Here is a 19,792-nt window from a genome sequence, read left to right on the forward strand (position 1 = left end):
CGCGAACCCGGCCTCAGCCCTGCGCTGCGGCCGGCTGCTTGGCCTCGGTCTTTGCCTTGGCCTCGATCTGGCCAATGGCGTCGACCACGGCATCGAAGGTCAGCAGCGTCGAGGCGTGCCGCGCCTTGTAGTCGCGGACCGGCTCGAGGAACTTGATCTCCTCCCATTTTCCTTCAGGAGGCGCACCGTTTTCCTTCAGCATCTTGCGAACAGTTTCGCGTAACTCACGGAGTTCGCTCGCAGTCGAGCCGACGATGCGACTTGCCATGATGGATGAAGAGGCTTGTCCGAGCGCGCAGGCCTTCACGTCATGGGCGAAGTCCGTGATCCTGTCGTCTTCCATCTTCAGATCGACCTTCACGGTCGAGCCGCACAGCTTGGAATGGGCAGTGGCGGTGGCGTCGGGGTCCGGCAGCCGCCCGAGGCGCGGAATATTGCCGGCCAGTTCGATGATCCGCTTGTTGTAGATGTCGTTCAGCATGTGAGGGAGTCCAACACGTCCACACCCGCGTCCGGCCCGGATCGGCCTTGGCGGGCGACGTCCAGGGTCCTATATAGGAGTGGAACTGGCGGAAAAACAGTCCAGCAGTACGGTGGCGGTGATCCAGATCGGTGCTGCCCGCGTTATAGCGCGAGGACCTTTTTCGCCGAGACTGTTCTCTACAGGCGTCCGGCGGCATTGCCGCCCCGTCTGCCGGTGACACTCCGGCCGCAAGGCCGTCGAACGGAGTCGACATGGACGCTACCATCAAAGCCATCCGCCCCAGCAAGCCCTCCGACCGGCAGCCCGAGAGCCGCCCGGCCGAGCTTGACCCTGCCGAATTCCTCGCCGCCGCCGTCCGCGCCGACCAGCCGCGGCCGGCGCGCGCCGAGGCGGAAGCGGCGGTGAAGACGCTGCTCGCCTATATCGGCGAGAACACCGAGCGCGAGGGCCTGCTCGACACCCCGCGCCGCGTGGTCGAGGCCTTCGACGAACTCTACCAGGGCTATCACCAGTGCCCGGCCGAGGTGCTCGACCGCACCTTTGGCGAGACCGCGGGCTATGACGATTTCGTCCTGGTGCGCGACATCGAATTCACCTCGCAATGCGAGCATCACATGATGCCGTTCTACGGTAAGGCGCACATCGCCTATACGCCGGTGGAACGCGTCGTCGGCCTGTCCAAGCTCGCCCGTCTCACCGACATCTTCGCGCGCAGGCTCCAGACCCAGGAGCATCTGACGGCGCAGATCGCGGCGGCGATCGACGAGGTCCTCAAACCGCGCGGTGTGGCGGTGCTGATCGAGGCCGAGCATACCTGCATGTCGGTGCGCGGCGTCGCCAAGCACGGCGCCTCCACCTTCACCAGCCGCTTCACTGGCATGTTCCGTGACAATCCAGCGGAGCAGGCCCGTTTCCTGTCCATGGTGCGAGGCATGCGCTGACCTCGCGAGTGTCTTAAGCGAGGTCGCCGTGTCCGCTCACTCCCACGAGATCGAGGAAGGTCTTGCCTTCCTCCCCAGGTTCGATGCTGCCGGCCTCGTGACGGTGGTCGCGACAGACGCCGCCACCGGTGACGTGCTCATGGTCGCGCACATGAACGACGAAGCGCTGCGCAAGACGATCGCGACCGGCGAAGCCTGGTACTTCAGCCGTTCGCGCAATGTCTTGTGGCGAAAAGGTGAAACCTCGGGTCAGACCCAGCGCGTGGTCGAGATCCGCACCGATTGCGACCAGGATGCCGTCTGGATCCGCGTCGAGCAGATCGGCGCGGCCTGCCACACTGGGCGAAGGTCGTGCTTCTATCGCAAGGTCGAGGCCGAGGGCGGCGGTGCCGGGCTTGTCTTCGTCGATGCGGAGCGGCTGTTTGATCCGAACGCGGTCTACAAGACGTAACCTGCTGTCATTCCGGGGCGTGCGCAGCGCGAGCCCGGAATCCATCGCAAGGCATCACGCGCGGCTCAATCGATTCCGGGCTCGCACCTGCGGTCCGCCCTGGAATGACGCGGAGCGGGCGGGGAGAGCCCAGTTAACCCCGCATTAACCATACCTGTCCCACGGTGAGACGACAGGCGCCGAATTGCCGGCGCCGCTCAACGCCGCGCGGGGCGGGCACTTCATCATGTCGATCGACAATTCCAGTGCCACGCAGACGGCGGTTCTCGATCCGTCGCGGGCGCGCGTCGCCGGTGCGATCAAGCAGGCCTCGAACGTTTCGGGCGTCAGCTTCCAGTACATGCTGACCACCGCCAAGATGGAATCGGATTTCGATCCGAAGGCCGGAGCCACCACGTCATCCGCGCACGGGCTCTATCAGTTCATCGACCAGACCTGGCTCGGCACGGTGAAGGAGGCTGGCCCCCAGCTCGGCTACGGCAATTATGCCAACGCAATCTCCAGGACGACTTCGGGCGGCTACGCCGTCGACGATCCCGCGATGAAGCGGTCGATCATGAAGCTGCGCGACGATCCCGAGGCCGCCTCCAGCATGGCCGCGGCGCTGACGCAGTCGAACAGCTTCAAGCTGACGGGCCTGCTCGGACGCAGGCCGAGCGACAGCGAACTCTACATGGCGCATTTCATGGGCGTCGGCGGGGCCGCAAAACTGATCGCCAACGCCGAGGACAATCCGCAAGCCGTCGGCGCGCGGCTGTTTCCCAATGCGGCCTCCGCCAACCGCTCGATCTTCTATGCCAAGGATGGCCGCGCCCGCAGCGTCTCCGAAGTCTATTCGGTGCTGGACGCGCGCTATGCCAGCGCGGCCAACTCAAAAACGACCCGCAGCGCGATGGCGATGTATGGCGGCACACCGTCGACCACCGAGGTTGCGAGCGCGAGCGGCGTGCAGCCCACCGTGCCCGTCATCGACAACGCCGCCTATCTCCAGACCTTCCCGACCACGCGCGCAGTAACACCCGTCAGCGCGACGTCGCCGACGACGGTGGCGGAGAATGCCCCGAGCACACCGGTGTTTCGTTCGATCTATCAGCCCGGCGATGTCACGCAGCCGGTCTCGACCACGGTGCAGAAATTGTGGGGCAACAACGCCTCGCTCAACTCGGTTGCATCCGCGACGCCGGATGTGCGGCCGCCGCAGCCGCTCGATCTGTTCAGCGATCGCAGCGGCACGTTCTCGAGCTGATCCTCGCTCTCGTGTCCCGGACGCGCTGCAGCGTGAAACGCTGCCGCAGAGCCGGGACCTAGCCGCGAACGCCTCTCGAGATTTTGCCCTTAACAAATCCTCAACGAAACCAGCCAGTTATGGTGAACGCTTTGTTAAGCGTCGTGGTTTATTTTTTGTTGCAGGTGACGAGCCGTCACCATTTTCGTTTGTTGTGTAAGCCGGAAGCAGCATGATTGTTCGGCAGTTCATCAATTGGATCAGGACGGCGCCTGCCGGCGACCGGGCCGAGGCCACACGGGCGTTGGCCCGGGCCTGGCTGATCTCGGATCTTTCTCATGACGACCGCATCGCCGCCGAAGGCGCGCTCCTGATGCTGCTCGACGATCCCTCGCCGCTGGTGCGGCAGGCGATGGCCGAGGCGTTTGCGCGCAGCACGGATGCGCCGGCCTCGATCGTGCGGGCGCTGTCGGCGGACCAGCCGACCGTCGCACTGCCCGTGCTCGAACATTCTCCGCTGTTGATCGATGCCGATCTCGTCGACATCGTCGCGACCGGGAATGACGAGGTGCAATGCGCGGTTGCCCGCCGCATCGCGCTGCCGGTTTCGGTCTGCGCTGCCATTGCCGAAGTCGGCTGCGCGGCGGCCGCGCTGGAGCTGATCGAGAATCCTCACGCAGAACTCGCGCCGTTCTCATGGCACCGCATCGTCGAGCGTCACGGCCATCTCGCTGCGATCCGCGAGGCGATGCTGGTGCTGGACGATCTGCCGGCGGCAACCCGCGCCGCGCTGGTGGCCAAACTCTCCGAGACGCTGGCGCAATTCGTCGTGGCGCGAAACTGGCTTAGCGCCGACCGCGCGGAACGCATCGCGCTCGAGGCGCGCGACCGCTCAACCATGAATATCGCGGCGCGCTCGCGCGGCGAGGACATGCAAGGCCTGGTGCGGCACCTGCGCATTACCGGCCAGCTCACCGCCGGCTTGATCCTGCGCGCGCTGCTGTCCAGCAATCTCGATTTGTTCGACGCGGCGCTGGCCGAGCTTGCCGACCTGCCGCTGGCGCGCGTCTCCGCGCTGCTGCACGACCGCGGCGGCAACAGCCTGCACGCGGTGCTCCGGCGTGCCGGGCTGCCCGAGGTGACGTTCGCGGCGTTCCAGGTCGCGCTCGACGCGTGCCACGAGCAGGGCTTTGTCGACAGCGACCACGGCGCGGTGAGGCTGCGCCGGCGCATGGTCGAGCGCGTGCTCACCCATTGCGAGACCGACCGCGGGGCCACCGAGCCGCTGATGGTCCTGCTGCGCCGCTTCGCCACGGAATCCGCGCGCGAGGAGGCGCGGCTGTTCTGCGACGAGCTGGTCGCGGATGATGCGATCGATGTGGTTTACGACGATCTGATCGCGGCGTAGCAGGATCCGCAAATTCCGCCATTGCGAGCGCAGCGAAGCAATCCAGACTGTTCCCGCGGAGGATTTTGGATCGCTTCGCTGCGCTGGCAATGACGAACGGAAAGAGCCGAGCCCTTACTCCGCCGGTGCGATGCTCGGCGCCAGGATCACCTCGAGGTGCTCGGGGCGGTCGCGGTTGACGTCGGCGAGATAGTCGTCGGCGACCTTGCGCAGGCGGCGGCTGAGCTCGGCGGAGACGCTGATGCTGTCGAGCCTGGTGTTCTCGTGCAGGATGGCGAGGATGGCGTTGATGTGGTGGGTGAACAGTTCGGCCGGGACCTCTTCAAGATCAGGCGCGTGCTCGATGACGCGGCACAGGCTCTCGGCAATTCCCGCCGCGGCCGGATAGCCGAATGTCACTGCGTCGCCCTTGATGTCGTGGGCGGCGTGGAACAGCTCGTCGCGCCGCTCCCTGGTGAACCCGTCGTTGCCGATGGCGAGATAGGCGGCCGACAGGCGATTGACCTCCGTCGTCATCCACTGCTTGAACTCGCCGGACAGGCTCGCGAGTGCCTGCTCGGCACGGGCGACCGGATCGTCCGTGTCCTTTTCGTCGACCCGGCGCAGCACCTTCCGCAGCGGGTTCGGCTGCGTGATGATCTGATGCGTGGCGAAGGCCGTGACCTCGATGTCCCTTGCGCTGTTCTTCGCCATGATGCCTGCCTCGTCTGAAGCCGTTGCGCTAGATGGTGGAGCGGGCCTTGTCGAGCAGCGAGGGCTGCTGCAGCACCTCGTGCTTTTCGCCGACGCGGCGCTCGGGACCCATATAGGCGGAATTGGTGTTGCGGCGCCGGTCTGGCCCGAAATAGGTCTTGGTCTTGATGAAGGGGCGGGGATTGGCGACCACGTTGAGGATGCGCTGATAGAGCCCCTTGGCCGAGATCGGCTTGGCCAGGAATTCGGTGACGCCGGCATCGCGCGCCACGGTTACGCGGCGCTTCTCGGAATGGCCGGTCAGCATGATGATCGGGGCGTAAGGGTTGCCCTTGGATTCCGGCTGCCGGATCATCTGCGCCAGTTCGAGCCCGTCGAAGATCGGCATCGCCCAGTCGGCGATGACGATGTCGGGCACGTAATGGCTGTACATTTCCAGCGCGGTGGCACCGTCCTCGGCCTCGTAGACTTCGCGCGCGCCGAACGAATGCAGCAGCGTCCGCAGGATGCGGCGCATGTGCGGGTTGTCGTCGCAAATGAGGAAGCGCAGCTTGTTGAAATCGATGCGGAACATGACGCCTGGGCCAGAGCGGTCAACCTTCGTTAACCATATCGCGGCGGGGGTTAACGAAGCGTTGCGACCGAAGCTGCGGCGACTGGCGGGAAGGCGGCTTCAGTAGCCGAACTGCTCGCGCAGGATCCGCTCTTCCAGGCTATGGCCGGGGTCGAACAGCATGCGCATCGAGATGCTCTTGTCGGAGAGAATCTCGACACGCCGGACCCTGCGTACCTCCTCATGGTCGGCGACGGCCGCGACCGGGCGCTTGTCGTCCTCCAGCACCTCGATCACGACATAGGCGGTGTTGGGCAGCAGGGCGCCGCGCCAGCGCCGCGGCCGGAAGGCGCTGATCGGGGTCAGCGCCAGAAGGGCGGCGTTGATCGGCAGGATGGGGCCCTGCGCCGACAGATTGTAGGCCGTCGAGCCGGCTGGCGTTGCCACGATGATGCCGTCGGCGATCAGCTCGGGCATGCGCTCGCGCTCGTCGATCAGGATCCGGAGGTGCGCGGCCTGCGAGGTCTGCCGGAACAGGTAGACCTCGTTGATGGCGTGGTGCAGGTGGACGCGGTCGTTGACGTCGGTCGCGCGCATCAGGAGCGGATTGATCTCGGATTCATGCGCCGTCTCGAGCCGCGCGCGCAGATCGTGCGGCGAGTATTCGTTCATCAGGAAGCCGACGGTGCCGCGATGCATGCCGTAGATCGGTTTTCCCGTGTGCATGTTCTGGTGCAGCGTCTGGAGCATCAGCCCGTCGCCGCCCAGCGCGACCACGATGTCGGCCTCCTCCAGGTCGCAATTGCCATAGTCCCTGGTGAGCTGGCCGAAGGCGGCCTGCGCCTCGCTGCTCGGGCTGGCGACGAAGGCAATGCGGTCGTATCGCGGAGGCTTGGTCATGGCTTGTCGGGCAGGGCCCCTGGCTGGAGGAAGTTCCGCCGGGCTCGTCTATACGAGGTGGGCCTGCATTGTCGAGGATGACCGGGTCTCAGGGCAAACGGCTGATTGTCGATCTGGAGAACAAAACGGGTTGATTTGAGCCAGCCCGGGCGCCACCGGACCGATGATCCCGCAAACCGTCGCAATTCCTCGCTAGCTACGATGCGCGCCGGCTGTGATAGCGGGGCAGGGAGAACGATCATGCTCACGATCTTGCCGACGCTGCGACGAACCGGGCTCGTGCTGGCCGTGTCCGCGATCGCGCTTACGGGCGTTGCGCGCGCGGAAGATGCGCAGCAGCCTCGCTCCGAGGCGGCATCGCCGGCGGCACAGAAGGGCGGGCGCGCAGGCAGCGCTCAAAGCGCGACGCAGGCCTCGCCGTCCGCGGCCGAGCCACACCGTCTCCCGCCGGATTCAACCACGAAGCAGACGCTCGATCTGCCCGGCCGCAGCCTCAACTTCACCGCGACGGCCGGCTCCATCCGCGTGTTCGACGGCAAGGGCGAGCCGCTCGCCGACATCGCTTATACGTCCTACCAGCTCGACGGCGCCGATCGCGCCACGCGCCCGGTCACGTTTCTGTTCAACGGCGGGCCGGGCGCGTCCTCGGCGTGGCTCCAATTCGGGGCGGCCGGTCCATGGCGGCTGCCGCTCGACGGCGAAGGGTTGTCACCGTCAGCTTCGCCCGAGGTGAAGCCGAACGCGGAGACCTGGCTCGATTTCACCGATCTCGTCTTCATCGATCCCGTCAGCACCGGCTACAGCCGCTTCATCGCGAGCGGCGAGGACGCGCGAAAATCGTTCTACTCCGTCGACGGCGACGCCAACGCCATCGCGCTGGTGATCCGCCGCTGGCTCGAGAAGCACGACCGGCTGACCTCGCCGAAATACATCGCGGGCGAGAGCTATGGCGGCATTCGCGGGCCGAAAGTGGTGCGTCAGTTGCAGATCCAGCACGGCGTCGGCATCAAGGGCCTGATCCTGGTGTCGCCGCTACTGGATTTCCGCGAGTTCACCGGCACCAGCCTCCTGCAATATGTCGCGACCTTGCCGAGCTATGTGGCGGTGGCGCGCGAAGCCAAAGGACCGGTCAAGCGCGCCGATCTCGCCGACGTCGAGGCCTACGCGCGCAGCGAATTCCTGGCGGACCTCGTCAAAGGCGAGGCGGACAAGGAGGCGACCAATCGGCTTGCCGACAAGGTCGCCGCGCTCACCGGCATCGACCCGGCGGTGAGCCGCAGGCTCGCCGGCCGTTTCGACGTCGGCGAATTCCGCCGCGAACTTGACCGCAAGAACGGCAAGGTGACGGGACGTTACGACGCCTCCGTACGCGGCTTCGATCCCTATCCGGATTCGAGCAGCTCGCGGTTCGGCGACCCCTCGGGCGATGCGCTGCAGGCACCGCTGACCAGCGCTGCGGTCGACGTGCTCACGCGCAAGCTCAACTGGCGGCCCGACGGCTCCTATGAAGTCCTCAATGGCGCCGTGGAAGGTCACTGGGATTTCGGCCGTGGCATCAACCCGCCGCAATCGGTGTCCGAACTGCGCCAGATCCTCGCCACCGATGCCAAGCTGAACGTGTTGGTCGGGCACGGTCTGTTCGACCTTGCCACGCCCTATTTCGGCACGAAACGGGTGCTCGATCAGATGCCGGCCTTCGCGACCCAGCGCGTGAAATTCGTCGTCTATCCCGGCGGCCACATGTTCTATTCGCAAGGCGGCTCGCGGCAGGCGTTTCGCAGCGAGGTCGAGGCGCTGGTCAGGGAGTAGGGCGGCGCTTGCGCGGCTTGTATTTGCGCTCAATCTCGCGCGCGACGACGCTCGCCGGCTTCAGATTGGCACCGGCGATCCAGACGTCGCTGACCTTGCCGCGCTTGTCGCGGATCCGTCGCACCGGCTCGCCGTAACTTGAATAGCCAGCGGCGGAGACGAGCTTGCCGGTGTCGCGGCCGGTCACCTCGATCTCGGCAGCATCCATGAACGGATTGATGAATTGCGGATTGGCGACGAGCACGCGGTTGCCCGCGGGCACGAGGTCGGTCGCGCCCCAGATCGTCCACCAGCGGCCGTTCCAGTCGCGCAGGCGGCGGTCGGCCGAACCGCGCGTCCTGAATGTGCGCAGGATCTGCATCGCGCCATCCATCCAGAACGGCGCGCCGCCGTCGATGGAGTTGCTGATGATGCTGATCGTGAGTTCGCAGGCCGGGATCGTGCAGGTCCGGGAGATGTAGCCCTGGAAGTGCCCGCCGTGACCGAACCAGTCCCAGCCGTCGGTCTTGCCAGCGCTGATGCCCAGGCCGTAATAGGCTTCGAAGCTCTGCGGGATACGCCAATGGTGGCGCGTCATCTCGCGGCGGCTCGCGACCGACAATACGCTCTTCCTCGCATTGGGTGCGAGCTGCGCGAAGAAGCGCGCGGTATCGCCGGCCGTGGCGGCAAAGCCCGTCGCGGACGCCATTGCGTGCGTCGGATTGTCGCCGGGGATGATGCAGCGCACGCCGAGCGGCACGCGTCGCGTGTGGCCGCGCGCGAACGGTGCGCCCTTGGGAAGCGGCGCGTCCGGCTCGGTCTCGCGCAGGCCTGCAGCCTCGATGACCTCGCGCTTGATCCAGACGGAGTAGGGCTCCTTCGCAATGGCCTCGATCACGAGACCGAGCAGGCCGAAGCCGTGATTGGAATATTTGAAACGGGTGCCGGGCTCGATCGCGGTCGGCAGCTTGAGCTCCGCAAGCAGTTCCTTCGCGTCGAGATAGGGGCGGCGGTCGATGAACTGGCCGGAATCGGCGCCGTCGCGCGTCAGCCCCGCGCTATGCGAGAGCACCTGCGCGATCGTCGTCTCGGCGACGCGCGGATGCAGCCCGCCGACATATTGGCCGATCGTGTCGTCGAGCCGGAGCTTGCGCCGCTCGCGCAGCTTCATGAGGCCGGCCGAGGTGAAGCTCTTGGAATGGGAGGCGATGCGGAAGCGGTGGCGCGGGGTGAGCTTCTCGCCGGTGTCGAGATTGGCGAGGCCGAACGCAGGCTCGGCGACGATTTCGCCGCGATGGGCGAAGGCGACGATGACGCCAGGCTGCTGGATCGTCGTCAGTTGGAATTCGATCCAGGAGCCGATGTAGTCGATCGCGGATCGCAGCCACGGGTCCATTGCACACCAATTTGCTGGGAAAATCGATGCGCGAGGCTAACCGAGAAAGCCGAACGGGCACAACCGAAAGGTTGTGCCCGTTCGCGAGAATGAAGATGCGATCGTCTTAGTAGACGAGCGTCGCGCCGGTCGGCTTGTCGAGCGCCGTCGCAAGCGAGCGATACTCGGAGCTGTCGGTGCCGGCGAGCGAGGCGATCTTGTTCAGATGATACTGCGCCTGTTCGCGGTTGCCCTGCTCGAGCTGCCAGAGGCCGTAATACTGCCAGGTGCGGACGTGGTTCGGATCGTCCTTCAGCGCCAGCTCGTAATAGACCTTCGACGACTGGTAGTCGCCGAGCTTGCGATAGGAGTAGCCGATCAGGTTGGCGACGTCGGCGACGTCGTCGCGCTTGAGCGACTTCAACTGACCGATCGCGCCGCTGTAGTCGTGGTTGTCGTAGATCGCAGTGTAGGCTGTGCGATAGGCGGCGAGGAATTTGGGATCGCTGACGGAAGAGCTCTTCTTCTTGCCCTTCTTGGACGAGGAGTCCGATTTCGGTGGCGACGAGGGCTCGTCACTGCCGGCGGCATAGGCGCTGGACAGCACCGGCGCGGCCGCCAGCGACATGGCGACCAATCCCGGCACGACAAGCATTGAGAGTTTGCGCATCTGAATTCTCCCGTATGGAACGTGGCGATCCTACACGATTGCCCGAAGACCGGAACACCCGTCTGCCGAAAACATTCCCGCTTCGCACGATCCATTCGCCCGGGCGCGGATGACAAACTCGTCATCGAGATGAACGGAAGCCTGCCAGCGGCTTCAGACCGGGTTCAGCGCGCCGTCCCTAGGCTCCCACCCACGATCGAAGGGGCGGCGAGAGGGCGCCGCCTCGAGATCCTTCCAAGAGGAGACCTGCCATGTTGAAGACCATTTCCGCAGCCTTGCTCGCCGCTTCCGTGATCGCAGCCCCGGCCTTCGCTGCCGAGGCCGGCAAGACCACCACGGCCCCGGTGATCAAGGCCGACCAAAGCCAGACCAAGGCCTCGACCACCGCCGCGAAACCGGACACCGCCATCAAGGCCGACGCCAAGGTCGACACCAAGTCGAAGGCGATGAATGCCAACGCCGCGGTCACGGCCGACGAGCACAAGGCCGTGCACACCCATCGCCACCACCACAAGCATCTGTCGGCAAAGAAGCTGAAGGCGCAGCCTGACGCGACCAAGCCGCTGACCACCGAGAAGCGCAGCTAACGGTTGATCCTTGCGCGGCGGCATCCATTGCCCGCCGCCGGGTGAGGACCTCAGGCCCGGCCGGCGTCCGTGCGAAAGCGCAGGCGCCGGCCGCGGTGCGTTGCGAAGCAAGGCCTGCGGGCAAGACCGAATTCCCTTTGCGCGACCTTGCGGCTAGAACGTCCCCCGAGTCTGTTCGAGCGGGAGCGGGACCTGTGGGGCGATTGGCGAAACGTGCGGCGAGCTTGGCAACGGTCCTGTTGTTGCCGCTGGCACTCACGGCATGTTTCGGCAGCGACGGCGACCGTCCGAGCATCATCGGTGGACCGCAAGCCGGAGGGCCGCAGCCGTTTCCCGACAATTTCCGAACCGACATCCTGGCGCTGATGCGCACCTACCTGAACAACCCGGTCGGCGTGCGTGAGGCCAGCATGGCCGAGCCGGTCCAGCGTGAGGTCGGCGGCCGGCAGTTCTACGTGAGCTGTCTCCACTTCATCCCGCGCGAGACCGACGGCAGCTACAAGGCCATGCGGGAGCGCGCTGTGATCTTCGTGAACGGACGGGCGGACCGCGTCGCCGACCGGACGAGCGACCTCTGCGCCGGCGCGGTTTACGTACCGTTTCCGGAACTCGAAAAGATGACGCGGTAGTGCAAAGCCCGCTTTCATTCCGGGATGCTAGAGCAAGGGCTGCCGGAGCCGTTGGATCACATTTCGGGGAGCTTTGAACGGGGCGGTTTGACCGCGCGACAGATTGTTACGGCAGGCTTTGCGCAGGCGACAAAAAAATAGCCGGTGCAAGGCAATTTGACGGAACAAAATCGCGTTGTTGCCACTCCGTCACAGTTACGAACGATCAACGTTCCGGCATCGCCGCGAAGCAACCCAATTCACGCCACGTTGTTTCCTGAGTGTCGTAAATGAAAGAACGGGGATGACAATGAAATCGATTTTGCTAGGTGCAGCCGCTCTGCTCGCACTGGCGGCGCCAGCCGCAGCCGCGGACATGCAAGCGCGCACCTACACCAAGGCTCCGGCCTATACGCCGCCGCAGGTGATTTACAACTGGACCGGCTTCTATATCGGCGGCCATGTCGGCGGCGCGTTTGCCGGCGACAGCAGCTTCCAGTCCAGCGACGCCCGCTTCCTTGGCGGCGTGCAGGGCGGCTTCGACTACCAGTTCGCGCCCAACTGGGTGTTGGGTATCGAGGCCCAGTATTCCTGGCTGCCGACCAACAATAACGGTGTCACGTTCCCGTTCGGCACGCAGGTGACCTCCAACACCGACCAACTCGGGTCGGTGACCGGCCGCATCGGCTATACCTGGGGTCCGGCGCTGCTCTACGCCAAGGGCGGTTACGCCTGGCGCAATGGCGGACTGGGCGTCAACATTGCCGGCGTGCCGCAAGGCTTCACCACCACCGGCAACAGCAAGGACGGCTACACCGTCGGCGCCGGCCTCGAATACATGTTCGCGCCGAACTGGTCGGCCAAGGCCGAGTACCAGTACTATAATTTCGGCAGCACGACGATCACCTCCGGGCCGGCCGACGTCGTCGGTGTTCGCGGCCGGGAGGACGAGCATACCGTCAAGGTCGGTGTGAACTATCGCTTCGGCTGGGGCGGTCCGGCAGCCTCGCGCTACTGACGCTCCACAGCGACCAAGCTCTGACAAAGGCCGGCTTCCCGCCGGCCTTTCGTTTGTCAGCCTTCTGCCTGCCGGCCCGATCTTTCCTTTGTGTGAACCATCTGGCGCGTCATTTGCAGGAAAACATCCCGGCGCGCGCCTTCTCACGCGCGTCATGGGACTTGGGTAAAGCAAAAATAATTTTTGCCGCTTACGGAACTCGCGCTCCGGAAAGCGTTATATGAGAATTACCGGGCTGGTGGGACGACGGACATGCGTATCTTGGTGTCGGCAGTAGCGCTCTCTTGCTTCTTTGGCCTGCCGTGCTCTGCACAGACAATCCTCAAATCCGAGCCTTTGATGCTGGCACCTTACGAGGTGGCTTTCGTCAAGGACGCGTCCTGCCCGTCGGGCAAGGTGCTGAAGGTGACGGGCGCGATCCGTGGGCTGCATCGCCGCAAGGCTTGCGTCCCAATGCCCGGTGAGCAGGCCTCGCTGGCGGCCGCGACGCCCTGATCACTTCGCGGCTGGCGCCGCCCTCACGAATTCAGCTCGAGCTCCATCCTAGCCTGGCGGTCGGCCTCGGCCTTGTTCCTGGCCGGATCCTCACCCTCGGCAACCCGGCAGGACTTGATCTCGTAGTCGTTGTCGAGCACGCGGCGCGGCCCGGGGCGGTCCTCGTCGGCGCTGACATCCACGACCAGGCCGCTCCGATGCGCCAGCTGCCAGACGTCGGATTCGCTCGGATAGGCTTTGCTGATCTGGGCGTCGTTGCAGAACAAGGCGTAGGGCATTCTTTCCGCTCCAGGAAAGCGCGTTAACGACCGGAAGGGCAGGCGGTTCCGGAAGGCTTCCGATCACGGGGCCGTGATCAGGAGGCAGGGGTTCTGAGTCTTTAACGAGTCCTGAATCCAGGAAAAAAGAATCCCTGGGACTCGTTTGGCGGAATCAGCGGATGTTCCCGGCCATGACGAGCGACCTGAACACCTCCTGCGGGCACATGCTCCTGCCGCTGACTTTGGCGCTGGTCGGCGCCTGCGCGGCCAATCTTTGGCTGGTGTGGTCCTGGATCTAAGCCCCTGATCGGTCGGCCTTACTTTCTGGCCGGTGAGCCCGAGCCGTCGCGGATGGCGGCGCGCAATCTGGTCAGGGTTTCGACGCAATATTCCTCGCGCTCGCGCTCGAACCGCTCCTGATGCTTGCGGAAATTGGCGATGCGGGCCTGCATCTCGTTGCGGAAATCCCCGCCCGCGCGCGGCGCCGGCAGGGGGGCGGGCGGGGGCGGCACTGGGGCTTCCGTCAGCGCGATCTCGACAGCGCGAGCCTGCACGGTAACGTTCTCTACCGGGATAGTCTGGGCAGCCGTGCTCGTGCCCGGTCGAAGGACATCATCCTTCCTGCCGGTCACCGATTGGACGAAGGCCAGTGTCTGCGCGATCAGTGCGTCGCGTTCCGCAATCCATTTCATGATCCACCTCAGCCGCCCCCCATTCCAGCAAAGCGGCTGGGTCGAATCAAGCAAGTTTACAAAGGGATTGCATATTTTTCCCGGTCATCCGACATAGGGCGGATGGACTCCGGAACAGAACGGTCGAACGCGGTGGAGGGCCTGAGGCTCATCCGCGCTTTCCTGTCGCTGCCGCCCGACAAGCGGGCGGAGGTCATCGCGTTCGTGGAGGGATTGGCACGTATGCAGGACCGGCCCGAGGAGGGCGCGGAGGCGTCGCCGAAGTGAGCGTTATCGTTCGCGTGGATTGACGTTCGGCTCGAACGGGGCGCCGATCACCCGAACCGGCGTTAGATCCGACGTCCGGGACATCTCGATCGTCGCCCGCTCGGCCGTCGCCCGCCCAGCGACCAGTCTTTCGGACTGGGGTCCCATGGCCGGCTCCAGCAGCGCCAATGTGCCCGCCACAGCGCCGCAGCACAGCGTCACCGTCGCCAGCAAAAACATATTCCGGTTTTCTTCTCTGATCCGCATGGGCCGACAACGCGAAACGCCGGGGCGCGGTTCCGCTATTGGAGACATCCCGAGTGCCGCGAAAATGGGCTCAAGCTTACGCGAAGCTTACGCCAGAGCGCAGAGGAGTTTATTTTCCGTAAGAGGACGCCTTCAAATTGCATTAAATTTTAACAACCGCAGGTTTTAATGCACGGTGCTGGGTTTATGCCCCGGCAGAACATTGGTGGGCGGCGGACATGAGCTTTTTGAACAATCTGAAGATCGTCTGGAAAGTGGCGTTGATCGTGGCGGTGATGGGCTGCGCGATGATCGCCGTCGCGGGCTTCGGCGCGCGCGAACTTGCCGCGACCGTCGACGGCTTTGGCGAACTCGCCGCCGCGCAATCCTCCGCGCTCAACCTCGCGCGCGCCCAGCGTCGTGCGGAGACTTACCATGCCGCGCTTTATGCCGTCCTCACCGAGGCAACCGAGGCCGGCAATGCCGCCCGCCTGAAGACCGCCAACCAGAACCGCGACGAGATTCGTCAATATCTGAACGCGGCGGAGCAGGACGATCCGCAGCGCGCCAATCAGATCAAGAGCATCGGAGACCAGCTGACGGGAGCGTTCGCGGGCTGCGACCCGGTGCTGAAGGCGGGATCGCAGGCCAGCAGCACTGAAGAGAATGCCAAGGCCGCCGACCGGGCGCACAAGGAGTGCGATCCGCTGCTCGATGCGGCCCTCGCACGCATTGCCCAGTTCACCACCGAAACCGGTCAGGCCGTCGCCAAGCGCAAAGAGGCCATCAACCGCGATGCGCGCGCCGCGACCTGGACCGCGGTCGGCGTCAGCGCCGGCGGCCTGATCCTGGGCATCGCGATCGCGCTGTTCATTGGCCTCAAGGCGATGTCGAAGCCGATTGCCCGGCTCAAGCTCGCCATGGAGGGGCTCGCCCGCAACGATCTCAAGACCGAGGTGTCCGAGAAGGACCGGCACGACGAGATCGGCGACATGGCCAGGACGGTCGAAGTTTTCAAGACCAATGCGCTGGAAGTCGAGCGCCTCAAGGCTGCGCAGCACGAGGTCGAGAAGCAGGCTGCCGAGCAGCGCCGTCGCGACATGGTCAACCTCGCCGATGGCTTTGAACGTGCGGTCGGCGAAATCATCGAGACGGTGGGCTCGGCGTCCACCGAGCTCGAAGCGTCGTCCTCGACGCTCGCGACCACCGCCCAGCGCGCGCAGGAGCTGACCTCGGTCGTTGCAGTCGCGTCCGGCGAAGCCACCGGCAACGTGCAGTCGGTCGCGACCGCCACGGAGGAGCTGTCGTCCTCGGTCAACGAGATCAGCCGGCAGGTGCAGGAATCCGCGCGGATGGCGGGTGAAGCCGTCGCCCAGGCCCGCACCACGACCGAGCGCGTCAGCGAGCTCTCGGTCGCGGCGACGCGGATCGGCGACGTCGTCGAGCTGATCAACACCATTGCCGGCCAGACCAACCTCTTGGCGCTGAACGCAACGATCGAGGCGGCGCGTGCGGGCGAGGCCGGCCGCGGCTTCGCAGTGGTCGCGGCCGAAGTGAAGACGCTGGCCGAACAGACCGCGAAAGCGACCGGCGAGATCAGCCAGCAGATATCCGGCATCCAGACCGCGACCCAGGAGTCCGTCAACGCGATCCGCGATATCTCGGTGACCATCGAGCGGCTGTCGGAGGTGTCCTCGACCATTGCCGCGGCCGTCGAGGAGCAGGGCGCCGCCACCCAGGAAATCTCGCGCAACGTCCAGCAGGCCGCGCACGGCACCCAGCAGGTCTCCTCGAACATCACCGACGTGCAGCGCGGTGCGGCCGAGACCGGCTCGGCCTCCTCGCAGGTGCTCTCGACCGCCAAGATGCTGGCAAGCGACAGCAACCGCCTGAAGGACGAAGTCGGGAAATTCCTGCGGACGGTGCGCACGGCGTAAGTCCGCCGGAACACGTTCGCCGCGCGTTCTAGAGCGCCAGCACGAAACCGAGCGCGATAACCAGCAGCACGGCCGTCGCGACGACGGCCGTCACCGCGCCGGCGACGATCTTGGCGTTCTCTCTCGGAGTGGTCGACCGCATCGGAAGCGAGTATAGCTCGCTTGCACCGGAATCTCGACTGCGAGTCCGAACCAATGACCGCCAATCGTCCCCCCGTGCTCGCCCACGACCGCTTCGTCGCCGACCGCGACAATTTCTCGGGGCTGGATCTCGCCGCGCGGTTCGAGCGGATCGAGCGCACCAACCTTTGGGGGGCCGCGACTTCCGCGTCGGGCCTTGGCTCGGAGGACCCTGCGACCGCCGCGATCCGGCATGCGCTTCCTTCGCTGCTGCGGCGGCTCGGCGCGCGCTCGCTGCTCGATGCGCCCTGCGGCGACGCCGGCTGGATCGGCCGCGTCAAGCTCGATCTCGATTACATCGGCATCGACATCGTGCCCTCGCTGATCGAGGCCAACAACGCGCGTGCGGCGCGCGGCGAATTGGCCGGCCGATTCCTGGTCTCCGATATCACGCGCGATGCACTGCCGCGGACCGACCTGATCCTGTGCCGAGACTGCCTGGTGCATCTGAGTTTTCAGAACATCGCCCGCGCCATTGGCCGCTTTCGCCAGAGCGGCGCGCAATTCCTGCTCGTCACGACGTTTCCGGAATGGCAGGAAAATTGTGATTGCGAGGACGGCGACTGGCGCGCGCTCAACATGACGAAGGCGCCGTTCGGCTGGCCGGTGCCGCGCGAATTGATCGACGAGCGCTGCGAGGAGGGCGATGGCGGCTGGCGCGACAAGAGCCTCGGGCTCTGGCGGCTGGACGAGTTGCCGGATCGCGTTCGCGCCGCCGCGGATGTGTGACAGCTGCGGGCGCAACGTCCATTGCGTCCGCGATCGCCCCGGCGATAGACTTCAGGTTGTGTCGAGATCTCCAGTCGCATGCCGGAGCCCATCATGAAAGCACGTGCTCTCCTGGCCGCGTTGTCGATCTGGTGCAGCGCGCCGGCTTTGGCGCAGCAGGAGGGCGCCGCGCTCTATGCGACGCATTGCGCGCAATGCCACGACGGCGATGCGCAGAGCCGCGTGCCGGGCCGCGGCGCCATGCAGGCGATGTCGTTCGACCATGTGCTGGCGGCGTTGACCTCCGGCAGCATGGCGGCGATGGCAAAGGATCGCAGCGACGCGGAACGCCGCGCGATCGCGTCCTTCGTCACCGGCAAGATCGCGACCGGCAGCGTTGCAGCCGACGCGGAAGGCCGCTGCACGCAACAGGTCAGCGGCTTTCCGCAAGCCCTCGACGGCCCGCGCTGGAACGGATGGGGCGTCGACACCAACAACAGCCGGTACCAACCCGCCGACATGGCGGGGCTGACGGCGGAGCAGGTGCCGCGCCTGCGGTTGAAATGGGCTTATGCCTTCCCGGGCGCCTCGGTGTCGTTTGCGCCGCCGTCCATCGTGGGCGGCCTGCTGTTCATCGGCGGCACCGATCGCAAGGTGCACGCGCTCGACGCGCGCAGCGGCTGCACGCTGTGGACGCTGGCGATCGATGCGGCGGTGCGCGCCGCGATCAGCTTTGCGCCACTTCCGGGCTCCGACCAGTTCGCGATCTTCTTCGGCGATTTGCGCGCCAACGCCTATGCCGTGAACGCGCTGACCGGCGCGTTGATCTGGAAGACGAAGGTCGAGGAGCATGCCGCCGCGCGCATCACCGGCGCGCCGACGCTGCATTCCGGCGTGCTCTACGTGCCGGTGTCCTCGATCGAGGAAGCCGCCGGTTCGCAGGCCAGTTACGAATGCTGCACCTTCCGCGGCAGCGTGGTGGCGCTGGACGCCGCGACCGGCAAGCTGATGTGGCAGGCCTATACGATTCCGGAAGTGCCGCACCCGACCGGCAAGAATGCCAGGGGCACGCAGCTGTTCGGTCCGTCCGGCGCTTCGATCTGGTCGGCGCCGACGATCGATGCGAAGCGCGGCGCGGTCTATGTGGGGACCAGCAATTCCTATTCGAACCCGCCGGCGACAACCGCCGATGCGATCCTGGCTTTCGAACTCGCGACCGGGAAGCTGCTCTGGAAGCAGCAGGCCACACCCAAGGATGCCTTTGTCGTGGCGTGCTTCACATCGGACAAGTCCAATTGTCCCGAGGATCACGGACCCGATCACGATTTCGGCCAGTCGCCGATCCTCGTGACCTTGCGCGACGGCAGGCGCATGCTCGTCATCGCGCAGAAATCCGGCGTCGTGCACGCGCTCGATCCCGACGACGATGGCAAGATCCTGTGGCAGACCCGGATCGGGAAGGGCGGTTCGCTCGGCGGCAGCGAATGGGGCTCGGCCGCGGACGGCGAGCACATCTATGTCGCCAACTCCGACGTTCGCTTCATGCGTGACGGCACGCGGCGACTCGATTCCACGCAAGGCGGCGGCCTGTTCGGCCTCGACCTCGCGAGCGGCAAGATCGCCATGGAAGTGCCGCCGGTCGCGTGCGGCGACCGCCGCCAATGCAGCCCCGCGCTCTCGGCAGCGGTGAGCCTGATCCCGGGCGTGGTGTTCTCCGGCGGCGTCAGCGGTTTCCTGCGCGCCTATGCCACCGACGGCAAGCTGCTCTGGGAGTTTGACACGGCCCAGGATTTCAAGGCCGTCAACGGCGTTCCCGCCCATGGAGGCGCGATCGACGGCCCCGGGCCCGTCATCGCCGGCGGCATGCTCTACACCAATTCCGGCTACGGCCAATGGAGCGGCGTCGCCGGCAACGTGCTGCTGGCGTTCGAAGTCGGGACGGAGTGAGGCTCGTCACCGGGGGCGCGGCAGGACCAGCACCATCGTCGCGGGTTGCCCGACGACGCTCTCGACCGCGTCCGCGATCTGCGTGCTATATTCCGCACTGATGACGGCCGCCATGTACTCGCTGCGCGCATAGGCAGTCACGACGCCGCCGGCCAACTGTGTACAACGGAACCCCTGAAGGTACGTGTCGTATGCCTTTGCACCCAGGCTGAAGTTGAGCTTGGCTTGGACGGCGAGATCCTCATCATCAGTCAAAACAATCATGCATCCTCCGAATTCAGAGCATTGAGTTACGGAGCGGGGAGCCAGGCGTTGTGCATGAGGCCATGCTGAAATGGGACGGAACGAAACTCCCGAAGGTTGCCGAGACCGAAACAAGG

23 protein-coding genes are annotated in these 19,792 nt (G+C 65.5%); 13 read left to right on the forward strand and 10 right to left on the reverse strand.

Translation table 11 applies throughout. The annotated features are described in order from the left end of the window. Positions 1-13 precede the first annotated feature (13 nt). Positions 14-481, reverse strand: a complete 468-nt coding sequence (locus C7G42_RS33920; protein ID WP_106953175.1) for an iron-sulfur cluster assembly scaffold protein — start codon at positions 479-481, stop codon at positions 14-16. Between the two features lie 254 nt (positions 482-735). On the opposite strand from C7G42_RS33920, the gene folE reads away from it, so the two are divergent. From folE to C7G42_RS33940, 4 genes are all read left to right on the forward strand, one after another. Next, a complete protein-coding gene (gene folE, locus C7G42_RS33925; RefSeq protein WP_106953176.1) occupies positions 736-1,425 on the forward strand; it encodes a GTP cyclohydrolase I FolE in 690 nt (229 codons plus the stop codon). A 28-nt stretch (positions 1,426-1,453) separates the two neighbouring features. Continuing rightward, positions 1,454-1,876: a phosphoribosyl-AMP cyclohydrolase gene (gene hisI / locus C7G42_RS33930; RefSeq protein ID WP_106953177.1), complete on the forward strand. Its 423-nt coding sequence runs from the start codon at positions 1,454-1,456 to the stop codon at positions 1,874-1,876. 184 nt (positions 1,877-2,060) lie between these two features. Further along, positions 2,061-3,122 (forward strand): transglycosylase, encoded by a 1,062-nt coding sequence (locus C7G42_RS33935; protein ID WP_106953178.1) that lies wholly within the window; start codon positions 2,061-2,063, stop codon positions 3,120-3,122. Positions 3,123-3,333: 211 nt separating this feature from the next. After that, positions 3,334-4,509: a DUF2336 domain-containing protein gene (locus C7G42_RS33940; protein ID WP_106953179.1), complete on the forward strand. Its 1,176-nt coding sequence runs from the start codon at positions 3,334-3,336 to the stop codon at positions 4,507-4,509. Between the two features lie 114 nt (positions 4,510-4,623). Here the strand turns inward: C7G42_RS33940 and C7G42_RS33945 are convergent, their stop codons facing one another. The 3 genes from C7G42_RS33945 to C7G42_RS33955 all read right to left on the reverse strand — a co-directional run bounded on the left by C7G42_RS33945 (position 4,624) and on the right by C7G42_RS33955 (position 6,655). Further along, entirely contained in the window at positions 4,624-5,202 is a 579-nt protein-coding gene (locus C7G42_RS33945; RefSeq protein ID WP_106953180.1) for an Hpt domain-containing protein, read from the reverse strand. Positions 5,203-5,230: 28 nt separating this feature from the next. Next, positions 5,231-5,776 carry a response regulator gene (locus tag C7G42_RS33950; protein WP_094895472.1) on the reverse strand — a complete coding sequence of 182 codons (546 nt, stop codon included), beginning with the start codon at positions 5,774-5,776 and terminating at the stop codon, positions 5,231-5,233. A 99-nt stretch (positions 5,777-5,875) separates the two neighbouring features. Beyond that, positions 5,876-6,655 carry an NAD kinase gene (locus C7G42_RS33955; protein WP_106953181.1) on the reverse strand — a complete coding sequence of 260 codons (780 nt, stop codon included), beginning with the start codon at positions 6,653-6,655 and terminating at the stop codon, positions 5,876-5,878. 240 nt (positions 6,656-6,895) lie between these two features. Between C7G42_RS33955 and C7G42_RS33960 the strand changes: the two genes are divergently transcribed. Next, the gene (locus tag C7G42_RS33960) at positions 6,896-8,464 is read left to right on the forward strand and encodes a S10 family peptidase (RefSeq protein ID WP_106953182.1); all 1,569 of its coding nucleotides are present in this window, start codon (positions 6,896-6,898) and stop codon (positions 8,462-8,464) included. Here C7G42_RS33960 and C7G42_RS33965 read toward each other — a convergent pair. Both C7G42_RS33965 and C7G42_RS33970 read right to left on the reverse strand, forming a co-directional pair. Further along, complete coding sequence (locus C7G42_RS33965; protein WP_106953183.1) at positions 8,454-9,839, reverse strand: serine hydrolase domain-containing protein; 1,386 nt, start codon at positions 9,837-9,839, stop codon at positions 8,454-8,456. The two genes, C7G42_RS33960 and C7G42_RS33965, sit on opposite strands and share 11 nt — an antisense overlap. 106 nt (positions 9,840-9,945) lie before the next feature. Further along, positions 9,946-10,488 carry a tetratricopeptide repeat protein gene (locus C7G42_RS33970; protein ID WP_094972084.1) on the reverse strand — a complete coding sequence of 181 codons (543 nt, stop codon included), beginning with the start codon at positions 10,486-10,488 and terminating at the stop codon, positions 9,946-9,948. A 251-nt stretch (positions 10,489-10,739) separates the two neighbouring features. Here C7G42_RS33970 and C7G42_RS33975 point away from each other — a divergent pair, with 251 nt between their 5' ends. From C7G42_RS33975 to C7G42_RS36280, 4 genes are all read left to right on the forward strand, one after another. Next, on the forward strand, positions 10,740-11,075 hold the full coding sequence (locus C7G42_RS33975; protein WP_106953184.1) for a His-rich protein BRANT: 336 nt from the start codon (positions 10,740-10,742) through the stop codon (positions 11,073-11,075). 194 nt (positions 11,076-11,269) lie between these two features. Then, positions 11,270-11,704 carry a hypothetical protein gene (locus C7G42_RS33980; protein WP_199581283.1) on the forward strand — a complete coding sequence of 145 codons (435 nt, stop codon included), beginning with the start codon at positions 11,270-11,272 and terminating at the stop codon, positions 11,702-11,704. A 289-nt stretch (positions 11,705-11,993) separates the two neighbouring features. Beyond that, entirely contained in the window at positions 11,994-12,701 is a 708-nt protein-coding gene (locus tag C7G42_RS33985; RefSeq protein WP_199581284.1) for an outer membrane protein, read from the forward strand. A gap of 252 nt (positions 12,702-12,953) precedes the next feature. Beyond that, positions 12,954-13,196, forward strand: a complete 243-nt coding sequence (locus C7G42_RS36280; protein WP_106953187.1) for a DUF6719 family protein — start codon at positions 12,954-12,956, stop codon at positions 13,194-13,196. A gap of 23 nt (positions 13,197-13,219) precedes the next feature. Here the strand turns inward: C7G42_RS36280 and C7G42_RS33995 are convergent, their stop codons facing one another. Continuing rightward, the gene (locus C7G42_RS33995; RefSeq protein ID WP_106953188.1) at positions 13,220-13,474 is read right to left on the reverse strand and encodes a hypothetical protein; all 255 of its coding nucleotides are present in this window, start codon (positions 13,472-13,474) and stop codon (positions 13,220-13,222) included. 299 nt (positions 13,475-13,773) lie between these two features. Further along, positions 13,774-14,148, reverse strand: a complete 375-nt coding sequence (locus tag C7G42_RS34000) for a hypothetical protein (RefSeq protein WP_106953189.1) — start codon at positions 14,146-14,148, stop codon at positions 13,774-13,776. A gap of 102 nt (positions 14,149-14,250) precedes the next feature. On the opposite strand from C7G42_RS34000, the gene C7G42_RS35600 reads away from it, so the two are divergent. Beyond that, a complete protein-coding gene (locus tag C7G42_RS35600; protein ID WP_199581285.1) occupies positions 14,251-14,415 on the forward strand; it encodes a hypothetical protein in 165 nt (54 codons plus the stop codon). A gap of 3 nt (positions 14,416-14,418) precedes the next feature. On the opposite strand, the gene C7G42_RS34005 is transcribed toward C7G42_RS35600, so the two are convergent. Beyond that, the gene (locus tag C7G42_RS34005; protein ID WP_106953221.1) at positions 14,419-14,634 is read right to left on the reverse strand and encodes a hypothetical protein; all 216 of its coding nucleotides are present in this window, start codon (positions 14,632-14,634) and stop codon (positions 14,419-14,421) included. A 245-nt stretch (positions 14,635-14,879) separates the two neighbouring features. Between C7G42_RS34005 and C7G42_RS34010 the strand changes: the two genes are divergently transcribed. The 3 genes from C7G42_RS34010 (at position 14,880) to C7G42_RS34020 (ending at position 19,412) form a co-directional block, all read left to right on the forward strand. Next, a complete protein-coding gene (locus tag C7G42_RS34010; RefSeq protein WP_106953190.1) occupies positions 14,880-16,577 on the forward strand; it encodes a methyl-accepting chemotaxis protein in 1,698 nt (565 codons plus the stop codon). A 195-nt stretch (positions 16,578-16,772) separates the two neighbouring features. Next, entirely contained in the window at positions 16,773-17,486 is a 714-nt protein-coding gene (locus C7G42_RS34015; protein ID WP_106953191.1) for a class I SAM-dependent methyltransferase, read from the forward strand. 93 nt (positions 17,487-17,579) lie between these two features. Beyond that, the gene (locus tag C7G42_RS34020) at positions 17,580-19,412 is read left to right on the forward strand and encodes an outer membrane protein assembly factor BamB family protein (RefSeq protein ID WP_199581286.1); all 1,833 of its coding nucleotides are present in this window, start codon (positions 17,580-17,582) and stop codon (positions 19,410-19,412) included. A 6-nt stretch (positions 19,413-19,418) separates the two neighbouring features. Here the strand turns inward: C7G42_RS34020 and C7G42_RS34025 are convergent, their stop codons facing one another. Next, the gene (locus C7G42_RS34025) at positions 19,419-19,676 is read right to left on the reverse strand and encodes a hypothetical protein (RefSeq protein WP_106953193.1); all 258 of its coding nucleotides are present in this window, start codon (positions 19,674-19,676) and stop codon (positions 19,419-19,421) included. Between the last annotated feature and the right edge of the window lie 116 nt (positions 19,677-19,792).

It is taken from the genome of Bradyrhizobium sp. MOS003, assembly GCF_003020125.1.
Lineage (GTDB): Bacteria > Pseudomonadota > Alphaproteobacteria > Rhizobiales > Xanthobacteraceae > Bradyrhizobium.

What these genes read in the sequence shown, in the direction of transcription:
- C7G42_RS34015 (WP_106953191.1), top strand. Translation starts at nt 16,773, where the DNA reads ATGACCGCCAATCGTCCCCCCGTGCTCGCCCACGACCGCTTCGTCGCC.
- C7G42_RS34005 (WP_106953221.1), bottom strand. Translation starts at nt 14,634, where the DNA reads ATGTTTTTGCTGGCGACGGTGACGCTGTGCTGCGGCGCTGTGGCGGGC.
- C7G42_RS33945 (WP_106953180.1), bottom strand. Translation starts at nt 5,202, where the DNA reads ATGGCGAAGAACAGCGCAAGGGACATCGAGGTCACGGCCTTCGCCACG.
- folE (WP_106953176.1), top strand. Translation starts at nt 736, where the DNA reads ATGGACGCTACCATCAAAGCCATCCGCCCCAGCAAGCCCTCCGACCGG.
- C7G42_RS33985 (WP_199581284.1), top strand. Translation starts at nt 11,994, where the DNA reads ATGAAATCGATTTTGCTAGGTGCAGCCGCTCTGCTCGCACTGGCGGCG.
- C7G42_RS34000 (WP_106953189.1), bottom strand. Translation starts at nt 14,148, where the DNA reads ATGAAATGGATTGCGGAACGCGACGCACTGATCGCGCAGACACTGGCC.
- C7G42_RS34025 (WP_106953193.1), bottom strand. Translation starts at nt 19,676, where the DNA reads ATGATTGTTTTGACTGATGATGAGGATCTCGCCGTCCAAGCCAAGCTC.
- C7G42_RS33950 (WP_094895472.1), bottom strand. Translation starts at nt 5,776, where the DNA reads ATGTTCCGCATCGATTTCAACAAGCTGCGCTTCCTCATTTGCGACGAC.
- C7G42_RS35600 (WP_199581285.1), top strand. Translation starts at nt 14,251, where the DNA reads ATGGACTCCGGAACAGAACGGTCGAACGCGGTGGAGGGCCTGAGGCTC.
- C7G42_RS33960 (WP_106953182.1), top strand. Translation starts at nt 6,896, where the DNA reads ATGCTCACGATCTTGCCGACGCTGCGACGAACCGGGCTCGTGCTGGCC.
- C7G42_RS33940 (WP_106953179.1), top strand. Translation starts at nt 3,334, where the DNA reads ATGATTGTTCGGCAGTTCATCAATTGGATCAGGACGGCGCCTGCCGGC.
- C7G42_RS34010 (WP_106953190.1), top strand. Translation starts at nt 14,880, where the DNA reads ATGAGCTTTTTGAACAATCTGAAGATCGTCTGGAAAGTGGCGTTGATC.
- C7G42_RS33975 (WP_106953184.1), top strand. Translation starts at nt 10,740, where the DNA reads ATGTTGAAGACCATTTCCGCAGCCTTGCTCGCCGCTTCCGTGATCGCA.
- C7G42_RS33955 (WP_106953181.1), bottom strand. Translation starts at nt 6,655, where the DNA reads ATGACCAAGCCTCCGCGATACGACCGCATTGCCTTCGTCGCCAGCCCG.
- C7G42_RS33995 (WP_106953188.1), bottom strand. Translation starts at nt 13,474, where the DNA reads ATGCCCTACGCCTTGTTCTGCAACGACGCCCAGATCAGCAAAGCCTAT.
- C7G42_RS33965 (WP_106953183.1), bottom strand. Translation starts at nt 9,839, where the DNA reads ATGGACCCGTGGCTGCGATCCGCGATCGACTACATCGGCTCCTGGATC.
- C7G42_RS34020 (WP_199581286.1), top strand. Translation starts at nt 17,580, where the DNA reads ATGAAAGCACGTGCTCTCCTGGCCGCGTTGTCGATCTGGTGCAGCGCG.
- C7G42_RS33970 (WP_094972084.1), bottom strand. Translation starts at nt 10,488, where the DNA reads ATGCGCAAACTCTCAATGCTTGTCGTGCCGGGATTGGTCGCCATGTCG.
- C7G42_RS33920 (WP_106953175.1), bottom strand. Translation starts at nt 481, where the DNA reads ATGCTGAACGACATCTACAACAAGCGGATCATCGAACTGGCCGGCAAT.
- C7G42_RS36280 (WP_106953187.1), top strand. Translation starts at nt 12,954, where the DNA reads ATGCGTATCTTGGTGTCGGCAGTAGCGCTCTCTTGCTTCTTTGGCCTG.